The organism is Promicromonospora panici, from assembly GCF_900608595.1.
GTDB classification, from domain to species: Bacteria; Actinomycetota; Actinomycetes; order Actinomycetales; family Cellulomonadaceae; genus Promicromonospora; species Promicromonospora panici.
In genome coordinates, this window is record NZ_UWYY01000011.1 from 229,393 (window position 1) to 245,318 (window position 15,926).

Annotated in this window: 13 protein-coding genes, 4 tRNA genes and 1 pseudogene; 14 read left to right on the forward strand and 4 right to left on the reverse strand. The window is 70.4% G+C overall.

All coding sequences use genetic code 11. From position 1 onward, the window contains the following. Window positions 1-96: 96 nt before the first annotated feature. On the forward strand, window positions 97-396 hold the full coding sequence (locus tag EW117_RS14850) for a hypothetical protein (protein WP_129787493.1): 300 nt from the start codon (window positions 97-99) through the stop codon (window positions 394-396). Next, window positions 384-755, forward strand: coding sequence for a hypothetical protein (locus EW117_RS14855; protein WP_129787494.1), 372 nt, complete (start codon window positions 384-386; stop codon window positions 753-755). The genes EW117_RS14850 and EW117_RS14855 overlap by 13 nt, the downstream gene beginning before the upstream one ends. A gap of 77 nt (window positions 756-832) precedes the next feature. Here the strand turns inward: EW117_RS14855 and EW117_RS14860 are convergent. Continuing rightward, window positions 833-906, reverse strand: a tRNA-Gly gene (locus EW117_RS14860). 155 nt (window positions 907-1,061) lie between these two features. Here EW117_RS14860 and EW117_RS30200 point away from each other — a divergent pair. The 3 genes from EW117_RS30200 to EW117_RS14875 all read left to right on the forward strand — a co-directional run bounded on the left by EW117_RS30200 (window position 1,062) and on the right by EW117_RS14875 (window position 3,373). Beyond that, entirely contained in the window at window positions 1,062-1,511 is a 450-nt protein-coding gene (locus tag EW117_RS30200; RefSeq protein ID WP_242504301.1) for a TM2 domain-containing protein, read from the forward strand. A 70-nt stretch (window positions 1,512-1,581) separates the two neighbouring features. Continuing rightward, entirely contained in the window at window positions 1,582-2,157 is a 576-nt protein-coding gene (dcd, locus tag EW117_RS14870; RefSeq protein WP_129787495.1) for a dCTP deaminase, read from the forward strand. A 97-nt stretch (window positions 2,158-2,254) separates the two neighbouring features. Beyond that, window positions 2,255-3,373 (forward strand): hypothetical protein, encoded by a 1,119-nt coding sequence (locus EW117_RS14875; protein WP_129787496.1) that lies wholly within the window; start codon window positions 2,255-2,257, stop codon window positions 3,371-3,373. A gap of 80 nt (window positions 3,374-3,453) precedes the next feature. Here EW117_RS14875 and EW117_RS14880 read toward each other — a convergent pair whose 3' ends face one another. After that, the gene (locus EW117_RS14880; RefSeq protein ID WP_129787497.1) at window positions 3,454-4,119 is read right to left on the reverse strand and encodes a bacterial proteasome activator family protein; all 666 of its coding nucleotides are present in this window, start codon (window positions 4,117-4,119) and stop codon (window positions 3,454-3,456) included. Window positions 4,120-4,213: 94 nt separating this feature from the next. Next, window positions 4,214-5,191, reverse strand: a complete 978-nt coding sequence (locus EW117_RS14885; protein ID WP_129787498.1) for an NAD(P)H-quinone oxidoreductase — start codon at window positions 5,189-5,191, stop codon at window positions 4,214-4,216. Window positions 5,192-5,331: 140 nt separating this feature from the next. Between EW117_RS14885 and EW117_RS14890 the strand changes: the two genes are divergently transcribed. The 5 genes from EW117_RS14890 to EW117_RS14910 all read left to right on the forward strand — a co-directional run bounded on the left by EW117_RS14890 (window position 5,332) and on the right by EW117_RS14910 (window position 11,461). Beyond that, window positions 5,332-9,525 (forward strand): ATP-binding protein, encoded by a 4,194-nt coding sequence (locus tag EW117_RS14890; protein WP_129787499.1) that lies wholly within the window; start codon window positions 5,332-5,334, stop codon window positions 9,523-9,525. Between the two features lie 42 nt (window positions 9,526-9,567). Beyond that, window positions 9,568-10,017, forward strand: a complete 450-nt coding sequence (locus tag EW117_RS14895) for a roadblock/LC7 domain-containing protein (protein WP_020017525.1) — start codon at window positions 9,568-9,570, stop codon at window positions 10,015-10,017. A gap of 10 nt (window positions 10,018-10,027) precedes the next feature. Further along, entirely contained in the window at window positions 10,028-10,438 is a 411-nt protein-coding gene (locus tag EW117_RS14900) for a DUF742 domain-containing protein (RefSeq protein ID WP_020017526.1), read from the forward strand. A gap of 172 nt (window positions 10,439-10,610) precedes the next feature. Continuing rightward, complete coding sequence (locus EW117_RS14905) at window positions 10,611-11,249, forward strand: GTP-binding protein (protein ID WP_422890939.1); 639 nt, start codon at window positions 10,611-10,613, stop codon at window positions 11,247-11,249. A gap of 127 nt (window positions 11,250-11,376) precedes the next feature. After that, window positions 11,377-11,461 (forward strand) — tRNA-Ser (locus EW117_RS14910). 91 nt (window positions 11,462-11,552) lie between these two features. On the opposite strand, the gene EW117_RS14915 is transcribed toward EW117_RS14910, so the two are convergent. Next, window positions 11,553-13,265, reverse strand: a complete 1,713-nt coding sequence (locus EW117_RS14915; protein WP_129787501.1) for a GMC oxidoreductase — start codon at window positions 13,263-13,265, stop codon at window positions 11,553-11,555. A 249-nt stretch (window positions 13,266-13,514) separates the two neighbouring features. On the opposite strand from EW117_RS14915, the gene EW117_RS14920 reads away from it, so the two are divergent. The 4 genes and pseudogenes from EW117_RS14920 to EW117_RS30205 form a co-directional block, all read left to right on the forward strand. Continuing rightward, a tRNA-Ser gene (locus tag EW117_RS14920) sits at window positions 13,515-13,606 on the forward strand. Between the two features lie 209 nt (window positions 13,607-13,815). Beyond that, a tRNA-Arg gene (locus EW117_RS14925) sits at window positions 13,816-13,888 on the forward strand. 371 nt (window positions 13,889-14,259) lie between these two features. Next, window positions 14,260-15,054 (forward strand): IclR family transcriptional regulator domain-containing protein, encoded by a 795-nt coding sequence (locus EW117_RS14930; RefSeq protein ID WP_129787502.1) that lies wholly within the window; start codon window positions 14,260-14,262, stop codon window positions 15,052-15,054. Further along, window positions 15,030-15,338 (forward strand): annotated as a pseudogene (locus EW117_RS30205) (CoA-transferase); the annotation flags it as partial. The gene EW117_RS14930 and the pseudogene EW117_RS30205, both read left to right, overlap by 25 nt. Between the last annotated feature and the right edge of the window lie 588 nt (window positions 15,339-15,926).

Consider the following 15,926-nt stretch of genomic DNA (forward strand, 5'->3'; position numbering starts at 1 on the left):
CGTATACGCAACTTTTCGGCGTAGCGGTTGCGACCTCCAGTTAACCCCCAACAGGCTGTCTATGCGCCTAGAGGTAGGTGCAGAGAGGTGGGAGAGATGGCAACGATTGCGGGCAGCCTGGCCGATTCTGCGGCCGGTGCGTCGGACCTGCTGGCGGAAGTAGGGGACGCGAGGGTCAAGTGGGTCGAGGTGTTTCGCGATCGTCTGGTCGTGCATCCGGCACGGCTGAACGAGGGGGCGGACATCGCCGCCCAGCTCGGGATCACCGTCGCGACGGACTACCCGGCCACGCAGCCGGGCTTCACGATCTGGTCCGGCCGCTGGAAGGGCATGGAGATGTTCGTCTACGGCGAGCTCCGTGGAACAGCGCGTTCGGTCCGTGCGTGGCCGGCATGACGGCCGGGTCGTGCGACGCGAGCCCCGACGACTGCCCGATGCCGGGGGCGCACCTCGCGGAGCTGGTCGGGGTCACGGCGCTCATCGCCCACATCTTCGACATCCAGACCCTGGACGTGCGGGCGGGCGTCGATCACCTCGATCTCGAGGACGACGTCGTGGGTGTACTGACCGTCGACGTCGTCGCCGCGCGGGTGCCTGACGCGATGAAGCTGGCCGGGCTGCTCCACCTGACCGAGCGCCTGGGGCACCACAGCGGCGATGGGCCGTCGGCGTGGAGGTGCTGGAGCGGCTGGGTGCCGGCCGCCGAACGCGGCCTGCCCGTCTCGCTGCACGTGACGGCGCCGCTCCGGGTCTGAGCAGGGCCGGACCCGAGCCCTCTGGAAAGAACTCCGCCCCAGGTCAGGAAACATCCTCTGACCTGGGGCGGAGCCTGTGGAGCGGGTGACGGGAATCGAACCCGCGCTATCAGCTTGGGAAGCTGAAGTTCTACCATTGAACTACACCCGCATCGTCCGGTTCTGCCCGGGTATCTGCTGTTTGCGAATCCCGCTAGGGTTCCGCAACAGCGCCCGTGAACCTGGCGCGCGACCCGATCATACCCAACCTCGCCCGGATGCCCGAACCGGGTTCCGAGCGAGTGTCGCCGAGCAGCCGGAGCAGCCGTGACCGAGCACCCCAGCGAGAAGCCGACCGAGCCGATCTACCAGGAGACGAAGCCGCTGCCCCCGCGCCCGCCGAAACCTCCGCAGCCGCCGCGCGAGACGCGTGCCCTGCAGACGCCGAAGACCGGCGGCCCGGCCGGCGGCGGTCCGGCGAACTACCAGCAGCAGTACGACTACGACCGTCCCACCCCGCCGCCGGAGCACGTGCCCGGGCGCAAGTCCCGCGTCACCGCCGGCCTCCTCGGGATCCTGCTCGGCGTGGTCGGCGCCCACCGGTTCTATCTGGGCTACAAGGGCCTGGGCTGGATCATGCTGCTCATCACGGCGGTGTCGCTGGGGAACGCGTGGTTCGTGCCGGCGATCTGGGGCGGCATCGAGGGCATCCTGTACCTCGTCATGCGCAAGGGCTACTGGTCGGTGGACGCGAAGCACAAGCCGCTGCAGTGGTGACGGCCGCCCTGTCACGGCGCCACCCCGGGACGGGGCGGCGCCGTCCTGCGTGGCCCAGTACCGTATCCGGGTGCTCCTCTCCGACCGCGATATCCGTGCCGAGCTCGAGGCCGACCGCGTAGTCCTCGACCCGTACGAACCGTCGATGCTGCAGCCGTCGAGCATCGACGTGCGCCTCGACAAGTACTTCCGGCTGTTCGACAACCACAAGTACCCGTTCATCGATCCGGCGGAGGACCAGCCCGAGCTCACCCGCCTCGTGGAGGCGGACAACGGCGACGCGTTCGTGCTGCACCCGGGCGAGTTCGTGCTGGGTAGCACGTTCGAGGCGGTCAGCCTGCCCGACGACGTCGCCGCGCGCCTCGAGGGCAAGTCCTCCCTGGGCCGGCTGGGCCTGCTCACGCACTCGACCGCCGGCTTCATCGACCCCGGGTTCAGCGGGCACGTGACGCTGGAGCTGAGCAACGTCGCGACCCTGCCGATCAAGCTGTGGCCTGGCATGAAGATCGGGCAGATGTGCTTCTTCCGGCTCTCGTCGGCGTCGGAGCACCCGTACGGGTCGGACCTGTACGGCTCCCGCTACCAGGGCCAGCGCGGCCCGACGGCGTCCCGCTCCTCGAAGAACTTCCACCGCACCGCGGTGTGACCGCCTGGACCTGACGCGGCGTCGGCGGACCCTCGCCGAGCGGTAGGCTCCGGGTGCCCGGCGCGGACCGGGCACCCGGACGTCAGAAGGGACCCCGATGGCCTCTCCCCAGCTCCCGCCCCTGCCACGCACGGTGGCGCAGGCACACCAGGCGCGGCACATCCTCACAGTGCCTGGCGACGTGGAGCTGGACGAGATCGAGGTCCTCGCGCTCTCCCGCTTCTCGGCCACCCGCTGGGACGTGGTCCCGGCCGGCATCCTCCCGGGCAACGTGGCCGGCGCCCCGCAGGGCCGCCGTGCGCAGGGCAAGGAGGTGGGCGTGCTGCGGATCTCCCGGCACGCCGTGATCAACGGGCCGTACCTGCCCACGGGCGACGGGTTCGACCTCGGTGTCCCGCCGGGCGCCGCGATGGCATTCGACGTCGTCTGCCACCGGGAGCGCGGCGAGGTGCCGTTCCCCGCGGGCGACCGCGACGGCATCGGGCGCGCCTTCGCCGCCGGGATGCCCGAACGGGAGGAACGCCGCCTCGTCGAGTGGCTGGTCGCCGTCGCGCGCCGGCTGGGTGGTTCCCTCCGCCTGGACGTCGGCGGCATGTGGGACGGCTCCGGCGGTCCGACGGCGAAGCCCGGCGCCGGCGTGGTGCTCACCCCGGACGCCGGGGCCGCCATCGACATGACCGTGTACTCCGACGTCTGGCTCGACCCGCAGGCCGCGCACACGATCCTGCAGAAGATTCACCCGCGCGCCCGCCTCCACATGGAGGGCCAGGAGTGGGGCGGGCCACCGAAGGGCATCGCGGAGAAGCCGCTCTACCCGGGCGACCCGCTGGACCCCGAGCTGCGCAGGAAGCTGCACGCGGCCGCCGACGACTACGACATCAAGGCCCTCACGGGCCCGCGTGTCCTCGACGGGTACGGCCTGGTAGTGGAGCTCGGCGTCGACGGCATCGTGTCGGTGGAGATCAGCGGCGAGGAGAAGTTGCCGCGCCTGCTGCGCGGCCTGCCGTGGGCCGAGCAGGGCGCCGTGCGCTACTGGGTGCACTGGGAGCCGCAGGACCTCGTGGAGTCACAGCGGGAGTTCCCCGCCATGGAGCTGCGCATCGCGCGGAAGCGCGCGGCAGAGCTGGTGGCCCGGCTCGCCGGCGCCATCCAGGCTGCCGCTGGAGGCGAGATCGCCGACGAGGACGGCTTTCTGGTAGATCCCACCGACCTCTGAGTGCCCGGGGAGCGCCCGAGCCTTGACCCGCGCCGCCGCCCGTCCCGGCCGGGTGCGGAGCGGTGGCACGGGGCGGCAGGTCAGAGGTACTGGCCAGGGGTCCGGCGCTCGCCGCCCTGCTCGTCGTCCTGCCCGCCCGGCATGGTGGGGCCGCCTGGGCCGGCGGGGCCGAACGCGGCGGTGCCGGGCGGCAGCGCGCGCCGCATCTGCGAGAGCTGCGCCTGAGCCGCCATCTGCTGCGCCACGAGCGCCGTCTGGATGCCGTGGAACAGGCCCTCGAGCCAGCCCACGAGTTGTGCCTGGGCCACGCGCAGCTCGGCCTCGGACGGCGTCGAGTCGTCGGAGAACGGCAGCGTGATCCGGTGCAGCTCGTCGACGAGGTCGGGGGAGAGCCCGTCCTCGAGCTCGTGGATCGAGCGCTCGTGGATCTCGGCCAGGCGCGTGCGTGCCGCCTCGTCCAGCGGGGCGTCGCGCACCTCGTCGAGCAGCCGCTTGATCATGCCGCCGATGCGCATGACCTTGGCCGGCTCCTCGACCTGACCGACGACGGCCTCGGCCTCGTCGATCTCGTCGTCCTCGCCGGAGCCGCCGGGCTTGCGCTCCGGCGGCACCGCCGCGCCGTCGGGCGTCACCACCTGGGGGTGGATGGTGGTCGGGCCGGCGGTGGGGCGGCGGTCCGCCTCGTCCCGGTCGGGGGTGTCGTCGCGTCGCTCGTCGGGCTGGGAGTTCGATCGCTCGTCGGTCATGGGCCCAGTCTTGCCCGAATTGGTTGTCGTCCGCATGGCAGCTTCGGCGCGGGAACGAAATTGTCGGCCATGCCTATATATAGGCACGAGTTGATCAGGGGACCAGGAGCACTTTGCCGAAGGCCTCGCCCGACTCCAGCAGATCGTGCGCGGACTGCGCCTCGGCGAACGGGATCCGGGCGTGCACGACCGGCCGCACCCGCCCGTCAGCGATCATCGGCCACACGTGCTGCTCGGTGTCGGCCACGATGCGCGCCTTCTCGTCCGAGGGCCGCGACCTGAGCAGCGTGCCGGTGACCGTACCGCGCCGGGCGAGCAGGGCGCTGAGGTCGAGCTCGCCGCGCCGCCCCTGCTGCATGCCGATGACCACCAGGCGCCCGCCTCGCGCCAGGGCGCGGACGTTGTCGCCCAGGGCACCGCCGCCGAGCAGGTCGAGGACGACGTCGGCGCCGCGGCCGTCCGTCGCTCGCCGCACCTCCTCGACGAAGTCCTGCTCCCGGTGGTCGATGACGAGGTCCGCCCCGAGCTCGGCGCACCGCGCCGTGCGCTCCGGCCCGCCGGCGGTCGTGGCCACGCGCGCACCCAGGGCGCGCGCGACCTGGATGGCGGTGGTGCCGATGCCGCCGGATCCGCCGTGGACCAGCGCCCATTCGCCGGAACGCAGCCCGCCGACGTCGACAAGGTTGTTCCAGACAGTGCATGCTGCTTCGGGGAGGGCTGCGGCGTCGACCAGGTCGACGCCGCTCGGTACCGGGAGAACCTGCGTCTCGCGGACCACCACCTCTTCCGCGTAACCGCCGCCTTCGAGCAGCGCGACCACCCGGTCTCCGGCGTGCCAACGCGACACGCCGAGTCCGACACGCTTCACAGTTCCGGATATCTCAAGGCCTGGCCAGTCGGGAGCATTCGGGGGAGGGGGGTAGTATCCGGCCCGTTGGAGCAGGTCAGCGCGATTCACGCCGGCAGCGGCGACGGTGATCACTACGTCGCTTTGGCCAGCAATCGGGTGATTCAGGGATGAAAGGGAGAGTTTCCCTGAGGGGCCCGGTCCGGATATCGTGACGGCTCGCACATCGATGAAGCCTACTTCCGTGTGGCCTCACGAGGGTCGTAGCGGAAACCGGGTGCCGGTAACTTGTACGCAGCACCGAGGGATGTACGGCGGGCACGAGCACGCCACCCCTTCCGGATCAGTGATGGAGAGAGGTACGCATGTTCCGCAGGTTGGGAGTGCGCGGGAAAGTTCTTGCGACACTGGTCACGCCTGCCATCGTCCTGGTCATCGCAGCGGCGTACATCATCGGCCTGTCTGTGGTCGACGCGATGCGCGCGCAGCAGACGAGCGATCTCGTCGCCGCGCTGGAGTACCAGGACGCGGCAGGAACGACTTTCGCGCAGGAACGATCGCTCAACATCGTCGCGATGACCGACGACGGCCCGGACGGCGAGGCCGCCCGTCGCGCTCTGCTGCAGGGCACGCCTGAGGTCGATGAGAACGGCAAGCCCGTCATGGACGACGACGGCAACCCGGTGTGGGCAGCCCCGGCGGCCCAGGCGCAGACGATCACCGCTCTCGACAAGCGCGACGACGCGCTCCTGGACATCGACATCTCGATGCTGGACCAGCGCGTCAAGACCGCCGTCACGGAGACCATCGAGGACCGCGCGGCCATCACCGACGTGCAGAAGAAGGTCGCTGCCGGACGGCTCACCGAGAAGGTCGCGACCGAGGCGTACGGCACCTACATCGACGGCGCCCTCGAGGTGATGGACGCCATCGCCGACACGTCCGAGGACCGCGAGCTGGGCACCCGCCTCGAGGCGTACTACTCGATGGACGAGCTGATGCTGACGACCACCTACGAGCGCCCGCTGGTCGCCCTGACCCTCGGCATCGCCGCGGTGAGCCCGGATGCGGCCCAGAACATGGCGCTGCGCGCCGCGGACCAGGTGAACCTGGGTGACCGCGAGTGGGACGCCACGCAGGACCTCTTCGACCGGATCCCCGGCGACTACCAGGTGCCCGGCATGGACGGCATCTACGGCTCCGTCCGCGGTGCCGTCGCGCGGGGCGACCTCGCGGCGATCCAGCCGGCCCAGGGCGCGGCGTTCCCGGACGAGTCCGCCAAGTGGGTCGAGGAGGGCCGCATCGTTCGTGACGCGGTCCGCGAGGACTCCGCGGCCTTCGCGCAGGAGCGGGCCGACGTCGCCGCGAACCGCGCCTACCTCACCGGTGGCATCGCGATCGCGGCCCTCGGCTTCTCGATCATCACGGCGCTCGTGATCGCCCGCCGCCTGGTCTCCCCGCTGCGCCGCCTCACCCAGGCCGCCGGCGTGGTCCGTGACCGCCTCCCCACCCTGGTGGAGCAGGTGTCGGTGCCGGGTCAGGGCCCGAGCATCGACCTGGACCCGATCACGGTCGAGTCGTCGGACGAGATCGGCCAGCTCGCCGCGGCGTTCAACGACGTCAACAGAACGACCATCGACGTAGCCCGCGAACAGGCAGCCCTTCGCGGCTCCATCGCCGAGATGTTCGTCAACGTGGCCCGCCGCGACCAGGTGCTCCTCAACCGGCAGCTCGCGTTCCTCGACGACCTCGAGCGTTCCGAGGAAGACCCGTCGACGCTGTCGAACCTGTTCCGGCTCGACCACCTCGCGACCCGGATGCGCCGCAACGCGGAGTCCCTCCTGGTGCTCGCAGGCATCGACTCCGGTCGACGCGTCCGCCAGCCGATGCCGGTCTCCGACGTCATCCGTACGGCGTCGTCCGAGATCGAGCTGTACGACCGGGTGCGCCTGAACCTCGTCGTCGACCCGATGATGCTGGGCCACAACGCGCTGAACGCGGCGCACCTGCTGGCCGAGCTTCTCGAGAACGCGACGATGTTCTCCGAGCCCCACACGCCGGTCGAGGTCACCACGGCCCGTGACGAGCAGTTCGTGACCGTCGTGGTCCGCGACCACGGCCTGGGGATGAACCCGGACGAGGTGGCAGAGGCGAACCGCAAGGTGCTCAGCCACGCCGCGTCGGACGCCGTCGGCGCCCAGCGTCTCGGCCTCTACGTGGTCGGCCGCCTGTCGGACCGCCTCGGCGCCCAGGTCGCGTTCGGTGTGGGCGAGGGCGGCACGGGCACCGAGGTGACCGTCCGCTTCCCGGCGGTGCTGTTCATGCCGGACAACGCGATGCCGCTGCCGATGCCGACGGATCCGCTGGAGGCCAACACGCAGGCGGCCGCCTCGCAGTTCAACGGCGGCCTGGCCACGGGCCCGGGTACCGGCGCGATGCGGAGCGCGGGTGCGCCCAACAACGGTTTCGGCTCGCCCGGCATCACGGCGGCCTCACCGGCGACGACCTCCGTCCCGCAGCAGGGCGGCATGCCGGTCCCGACCGGCACGTCGCAGGTCGCCGCTGCCGCGTTCGCGGCCCAGCCGGCTCCCGCCGCTCAGCAGGTAGACATCAACGCCCTCACGGACGGCACGACGGCGCTCGGCCTGGCCCGGCGCCGTAGCTCGACCGCCGCCCAGCCGATGGCGGAGACGACCCCGACCGGCTCGATCGTGCTGCCGGAGATCCAGACGCCGTCGCTCCCGCAGGAGTACCAGGGCGACGACAACGCCTGGGCCCCGCCGGCGAACGTGTCCGAGGGCAATTCCCTGCCGAGCCGACAGCGGGCGCCGAAGCAGGAGGAGCCGGTCGCACCGGTCTTCGAGGACACCACGCCGGCCGCGGTGGACGTGGACCAGCGCAGCGCGCTCTTCTCGAGCTTCCGCTCCCTGAACACGATCGACCCGGTCGACGGCGGTGGCACCCAGTCGCTGCAGCTCGACCCGGTCACCCAGGACCCCGCCGCGCTGCCGGGGATGTCCGACACCGACGTGATGCGGTTCCCGGCTGCGGGCGGTGCTCAGGCCCCGGCCCCGGCTCAGAACTTCGGCGGCGGGCGGCCGGAGGGCCTCGGCGGACCGAACCAGGGCGACGGCGGACAGTCGCAGGGCTTCGGGGCGGAGGCTCCCGAGGGACCCGACTCGTCCTTCGAGGCGCTGCCCGCGTTCGAGGAGCTCATGGCGGACCTTCCGAGCCGCCGCTCCACGGCAGCGGCTCAGCAGGGTGCCAAGCCGGCCCAGCAGAAGCGCGGCCTGTTCGGTCGCCGTCCGGGCCAGCCGGCCACCGGTGAGCTGCGCGCCTACCAGCCGCAGGAGCGCCCGGCATCGCGTCCGATCCAGGCGGTCGGTGGCCCCGTGACCGGCGTGCCGCCCTTCGGCGCCCCGGCGGCGCCCGCGCCGAACGTCGAGACGCAGAGTTTCCAGGTGCAGAACTTCCAGGCACCGGGCGGCCAGCCGCAGCAGGACTTCCAGCCGTTGCAGGACTTCCAGCCCCAGCAGGACTTCCAGCCGTTGCAGGACTTCCAGCCGCGACAGGACCTCCAGCCGCGACAGGACTTCCAGCAGCAGGAGTTCCAGGCGCCGAGCGCTCCGCAGCAGAGCGCCCCCGCTCCGCAGCAGGCGGCCCCCATGACCGGCGCCTACCCGGTCCAGGCGCCGCAGGCGCCCGTGGCGGACCCGACCTACCAGCGCGGCTACCAGGAGGGCTACCAGCGGGCCGTCCAGGAGTCGCTGACGTCGGCGACGCCGGCCGTGCCGAGCGCCCCGGCGGGTGGCACGGTTCCCCTGCCGAACGCACAGCAGGCGGCCCCGGCACCCGCGCAAGGTACGAACCCGTTCGTCGACGCCGCGCCGCGCGCGGCGGCCGCGCCTGCCCCGGCGCCCGCTCCCGAGCAGGCACCCTCCTCGTTCGCATCGAGCCCGGCCACTCAGGCCGTACCGATGGCGACCGCGCAGCAGTCCTTCGAGGCACCCGCTCGCGAGTTCAGCGAGCCGTACCCGACAGGCGCTGTGTACGACCCGACGTACGGTTCACCGGCTCCGCTCGCCAAGCGGGCTGCCGGCACCGACGGCGACGGCAAGGACCCACTGGACCCGGAGTACGTGCGGGACTCGGTGGAGGCTCGGTCGGAGTGGACGGCCTCGGCGGTCCTCTACGAGGAGATGACGAGCCTTCTTCGCCGCGGGGCCTTCCAGGAAGATGATGTGAAAGAGAACGACTCATACCGTCCAGCAGCCGTCAACACCGAGGTTGCCAATGTCGGTCTGACCCGCCGCACTCGCGGTGCCTCCGGCACCGGGGCGGACCCCACTGTCGAGCGTCTCTCAGCTCGCATCGACCGTGATCCCGAGCAGCTTCGCTCACGTCTCTCGGCATTCCAGTCGGCCACCGCGCGTGGCCGGTCGGAGTCCGTCGACGGGGGCGAATCGGAGCACGAGAACGGCAAGAAGGCCGATGGGGACTCGACGTGGGCACCCTCGACCGTGAATCATGTCCCTGACTCAGCGCCGCAGTCGCGGTGACAAGCAAGCGCGTCTGTGGATTCTGACTAGGAGGAACAGAGAGTGACCCTCAGCACCGAAGCAACGAATTTCGGGTGGCTGCTCGACAACTTCGTGCGTACCGTTCCCGGCAGCCGGCACACGCTCGTCGTGTCGGCGGACGGCCTGCTCATGGCGATGTCCGACCAGCTCGACCGCACCAGCGGCGACCAGCTCGCGGCGATCGTTTCGGGTATGTCAAGCCTTACGCGTGGAGCTTCTCGGCAGCTCAACGGCGGTAATGTCCGTCAGGCGATCATCGAGATGGACAACGGGTTCCTTTTCCTGATGAACGTCTCGAACGGGTCCGTGCTCGGCGTGGTCGCGGAGGCCACCTGCGACATCGGTCTCATCGGCTACGAGATGGCTCTTCTGGTGTCCCGCACCGAGGCCACGCTCACGCCACAGCTGATCTCGGAGATGCGTGGCAGCCTCCCGGTCGATGGGCAGACCCGAGCCGCCAGCGTGGGATGAGGACTCGACCATGACGTACGCACCTTTCGGTTCCCAGGGGCAGGGGGATGTCCGTGAGACGTCCACCGTGCGCCCCTACGCGGTCACCGGAGGCCGGGTGCGGTCGGAGCTGTCCGACCTGCCGCTCGAGGCCCTCGTGGAGGTTCTGCCCGGCGCGGTCAGCAGTTTCGGGTTGCCGCCCGAGAAGCGCGCGATCCTCCAGCACGCCGCGCACACGTACGTGTCGATCGCCGAGCTCTCGGCCCTTCTGCGGCTGCCCCTGGGTGTCGTCCGGATCCTTGTGGCGGACATGCAGGAGGAAGGGCACGTCACCGTGCACACCTCGACACCGGTTAACGTCCACACAGGCCACGGCAGCTCGAACTCGGGCCTGTCGCTGAGCGTCTTGGAGAGTGTTCTGAATGGCATTTCCGCCCTCTGACGGCGGGGCCCGTAGCGGTCCCAACTGGGCCCCGGTGTCGGGTAACGCCGGCACTGCGACCGCTTCATCGAACACGCCTGCGCGCCAGAGCGTGCTGGGTGGGGGCGGTGGCGCTCCGGCGCCCGCCGCTCAGGCGTCTCGTCCGGCGCAGGCACAGCCTGCCCCGCCGGTGATGCAGCAGGCGCCGGCCGGCAATGCCGGGGCGCAGGCGGCACCGGGCGCGCAGCCCGCGGCCGAGCGCACAGCGCCGACGGTCGTCAAGATCGTCGTCGCCGGTGGCTTCGCTGTGGGCAAGACGACGTTCATCGGTTCGATCTCCGACGTCGAGCCGCTGAACACCGAAGCCGCGATGACCGAGCACTCGGTGGGCGTGGACGACGCCGGTGGTGTCACCGACCGCAAGACCACCACGACGGTGGCCATGGACTTCGGTCGTGTCGAGCTCCCGGGCAACCTGTGGCTGTACCTGTTCGGCACCCCGGGCCAGGACCGCTTCCTCTTCATGTGGGACGACCTGGTGCGCGGTGCTATCGGTGCGGTCGTCCTGGTCGACACCGACCGCCTCGAACAGTGCTTCCCGGCCATCGACTACTTCGAGTCGCGCAACATCCCGTTCGTCGTGGGCGTGAACTGCTTCGACGGCGTGGCCAAGCACCGGCTCGAGGACGTGCGGGAGGCCCTGCAGATCCCCGCGCACGTGCCGATGCTCTACACGGACGCACGGTCCCGTGCGGCGACCAAGCAGACGCTCATCGCGCTGGTCCAGCTCGCGATGCGTCAGCTCCGCTCCGGCGCTCAGGCGCAGGGCTGAGCCACTCTCCAGCACTCCGCGGACGGCGGGCCACCTCGCGGGCGGCCCGCCGTCGCTGTTCCGGCGGACGCTAGACTGTGTGGCCGCGCCGTCGTGCCTGTAGCACGGTAGGACGTGGGTGGTGCAAGGAGGGCTGACAGAGCGGCCTAATGTGACAGTCTTGAAAACTGTTGTGCGGCAACGCACCGGGGGTTCGAATCCCTCGCCCTCCGCTCGTGATCGTTGCCTAAGTAGAGCGCCTGTCCGGCCCGAACCCGTGAAATCCAGGGTCGGCCCGGACAGGCGCTCTACTTCGGCAACGTGCTAGCTGACGCCGACGATGGGCAGGCGCAGTGCGGCCGGCGCCGCCTCGGGCACCGCGGGAGCCGCGGGCCGTACGGGCTCCACGGGGACGTAGGCCGTGCCGAGCGCAGGCCGCGTGTCGGGTTCGCCGGCGTTGGGCCACAGCGCGCACGCGCGCTCCGCCTGCGCGGTGATGGTCAGCGAGGGGTTCACGCCGAGGTTCGCGGTGACCGCCGAGCCGTCCATGACGTGCAGGCCATGGTGGCCGAACACACGCAGGTAGGGGTCGACGACGCCGCCGTCCGCGTCCGAACCGATGGCACACCCACCGAGGATGTGCGCCGTCAGCGGGATGTTGAACGGGTCGCCGATCGTGCCGCCCGCGACGCCCTCGACTCCGTCGTCGCCCAGCTTGTCGGCCATGCGTCGCACGGCCTCGTGCCCCTCAGGGATCCAGCTCGGGTTGGGGGCACCGGTGCCCTGCCGCGACGTCATGAACCGGCCGAACGGGGAGCGCCTGGTCATGGTGATCAATGAGTTGTCGTGGGCCTGCATGACAAGGGCGATGACGGTCCGCTCGGACCAGCGGCGCCAGTCCATCAGCACGGGCAGCCACTTCAGGTTCTTGCCCATCTGGCCGATCCAGCGCACGAACCGGTACGGCCCGCCGTCCACAAGGATGTGCTGCAGCGCGGCCATGACGTTGGAGCCGTGGCCGTAGCGCACGGGCTCGATGTGGGTGTTCTCGTTCGGGTAGAACGACGAGGTGATGGCGACGCCGCGGGAGTAGTCGGTCGAGCCGACCTTGTGCGTCAGTGCGCCGAGCAGTGCCTCCGAGTTGGTGCGCGTGAGGTGCCCGAGCCGCTCCGACAGCCGCGGCAGCGTGCCGGCGTCCTTCATGGCGTGCAGCAGTCGCTGCGTGCCCAGCGTGCCGGCCCCGAGCACGACGTGCCGCGCCGTGAAGGTCCGGTGGCCGGCCCACTTCTTGCCGGTGCGGTGCGTGCGGATCTCGTACCCGCCGTCGGGCAGCGGACGGACGACGGCGGCCGTGGTGAGCGGGTGCACCTCGGCGCCGGCGCGCTCCGCGAGGTACAGGTAGTTCTTGACCAGCGTGTTCTTGGCACCGTGCCGGCAGCCGGTCATGCACTCGCCGCACTCGGTGCAGCCCGTCCGCTCGGGTCCTGCGCCGCCGAAGAACGGGTCCGGGGCACGCCGGCCCGGCGACGGCGCCTCGGCACCACCGGGCCCGAAGTACACGCCGACACGGGTGGGGCGGAAGGTGTGGCCCACGCCCATGTCCTCCGCGACGTCCCTGATGATCTCGTCGGCCGGGGACCGGCCGTGGTACTGGACGACGCCGAGCATGCGCTCCGCCTGGTCGTAGTACGGCGCGAGCTCTGACTTCCAGTCGGTGATGTGCGACCAGGCGGGATCCGCGTAGAACGGGTCCAAGGGGCGGTACAGCGTGTTGGCGTAGACCAGCGACCCGCCGCCGACTCCGGCGCCGGTCAGGCACAGCACATTGCGCAGCAGGCTCACCCGCTGGATCCCGTAACAGCCGAGAGCCGGAGCCCACAGGAACTGCTTGAGGTGCCAGGAGTTCTTGGCGAACTCGTGGTCCTCGAACCTGCGGCCCGCCTCGAGCACGCCTACCCGATAGCCCTTCTCGGTGAGGCGGAGGGCGGCAACGCTGCCGCCGAAGCCCGACCCGATGACCAAGACGTCGTAGTCCATGTTCGCGAATGTACTCGCTATTGACGCTGTATGAAATACGCGGGATCGGCGTCGATCTGACGCCGGCCGGCTGCCCGGGCGGCGTCGGCCGGCCCCGCGCGGAGGGCGGTGCGGGCGGCAAAATCGGCGGGATGACGGCGAATCGCGCCCGGTCGAGGTGCCTGCGGGCCCTCCGCTTTGCTCAGCCCGCCATACGGCAGGTACCCTGGGCCGCGCGGCATCGCCCTGCCTGGGTAGAAGCTGTCGCGAGGAGACGTCGCATAGTCAGGTCTAGTGCGCCACCCTGCTAAGGTGGTAACGGTGCAAGCCGTTCGAGGGTTCAAATCCCTCCGTCTCCGCCAGGAAGGTCCCGGCCGCGCGTGACGCCCGGGACCTTTACTGTGGGAGGCCTCGGAACGTCGGTTCGGATCGCGAACCGGGTCTCCGGGGAGCTGTGACGGAGTTCTCCCCGGGAAGCGCGGATTTGGGTTTGGGTCCGCGCCGAACAGGCGGTAATGTTCTCGTCGGTCGGCCGTGCGAACGGCGGGTCGGCAGCACTGCAGCACGACGAGCGCCCGTAGCTCAACGGATAGAGCATCTGACTACGGATCAGAAGGTTGGGGGTTCGAATCCCTTCGGGCGCACATCGGCCCCTCACCAGGCGAAAAGCCAGGTGAGGGGCTTTCTCGTTGCCCGGGGTTCGGAAGGGCGTTCCCCGTCGGGTTCCCCGTCACGTGCATCCCGATCAGGTCACGGTTGTGACCCAGGACACCCGACTGTTGACCACGGCTTCCGGCTGTGGCTACGTTCACCTGCGGCACACCCGTTCGGAGAGCGACCAGGGCCTGGGGCATCGGAGCTCAACGATGCGCCCCGATGCCGGCCCTGGGAAGGTTCCGGACGGGCGTGCTGCCCAGGCGACGCACCCCCCTCGGTCGCACACGTGCAAGCTGGCGCGGCCGAATGCCCGGCCGGGGATGCGAAGCGGACGCGCACGCGGCAGGGAGGACCTGAGATGAGTGAGATCGTTCAGGACGCCGGCACGCGGTCGGGGGAGTTCGTGCAGTCCCTCGAACGTGGGCTCGCGGTGATCCGCGCGTTCGGTACGGACCGCGCCCGGATGACCTTGAGCGAGGTGGCCCGCGAGGCCGAGCTCAGTCGGGCGTCGGCGCGCCGCTTCCTGCACACCCTTGTCGAGCTCGGCTATGTCGTGACGGACGGCCGGGTGTTCGCCCTACGTCCCCAGGTGCTCGAGCTCGGGTACGCGTACCTGTCGAGCCTTTCGCTGCCCGAGGTGGCGCAGCCCCACCTGGAGCAGCTCGCGGAGGAAGTCGGCGAGTCATCGTCGGTCGCCGTTCTCGACGGCGCCGACATCGTGTACGTGGCCCGCGTGGCGACGCACCGCATCATGTCCGCGGCCATCCAGGTCGGCACCAGGTTTCCGGCGGCCGCCACCTCGATGGGTCGTGCGGTTCTGGCCCACGTGCTCGACGGCGAGCGCGAGGCCTTCCTCGCTGCCGTCACCTTGGCGCGGCTCACCCCTCGCACGATCACCGACAAGGGATTGCTGCGCGCGGAGCTGGACACCGTCCGTGAGCGGGGCTGGGCACTCGTCGACCAGGAGCTGGAGGAGGGCCTGCGCTCGATCGCCGCGCCCCTGTGCGACGCGGCCGGCCGGGTGGTCGCCGCGGTGAACGTCTCCGCCCCGGTGCGCCGTGGCACCGTCGAGGAGATGGTCACCGAGTTCCTGCCCCCGCTGCTGCGCGCGGCCCGCGAGATCGAGGCGGATCTGTCCCGTACCCGGACCTGAACGGGGCTGCTAGCGGCGGTCACATCGACGTCTGTGTACTGGGTGCATTCCAGGTCTCGACGTCGGGCGACCTCGCGAACTGGTCCACGGGCAAGCCGGGCGCGGTGCCCGCGGTGGGCGGCGCGATGGATCTCGCCGTAGGTGCGAAGCGCAGCGTCGTCATGATGACGCTGCTGACCAAGGACGGACGGCCCAAGCTCGTGTCCGAGTGCACCCTCCCGCTCACGGGCGTTCAGTGTGTGTCCCGCGTCTACAGCGACCTGGCGGTCATCGACGTCGGGCCCACACCCTCGGCCGACGGCGGTGCCCGGTCGTCGAGACCCACGGCGTCTCCCACCGAGAACTCGAGGAATTCTGGGCCTCAGGCTGGGCTCTGCGGCCAGCTGAGCCGACTGACGCGCCCGGATGGCGAAATCTGAATCAAAGATTACGCAGACATGGCCGAGCGGGGGAGTTCTTGGTCTGGCCACGCCCAATCAGCCGCCCCACGAGGCGCCAGCGGCGGTCCGGCATGGCTTCGGACCGCCCCCCGCTGAGGGCTTCTTGGAAAAACACCTGGTGAACAGCGCATCTGTGTGCGCCGTCACGCGCCCCGGCTTTGACGCACCCCAGCCCCTGACGTACTGTTCTGGATGTCAGCCCGACGGGCCGACGGACACGAGGCCCGGAAACGGACCGAGTGGCCGCGCCGGGGCTGGATCCCATCTCTGATGCAGGGCAGTTCACATTGTCTTGCGGGATATCAGATGTGGATCCTCTCTTGCAGAGCAACCTGGTCCTCAGGACCAGCGAGTTTGCGGGGCGGGTTCGAGTCTGGTAAGTTGAAGAGGTTGCCCCGGATGGGGTCAGCATCCAGCGGATGATGACTGCAA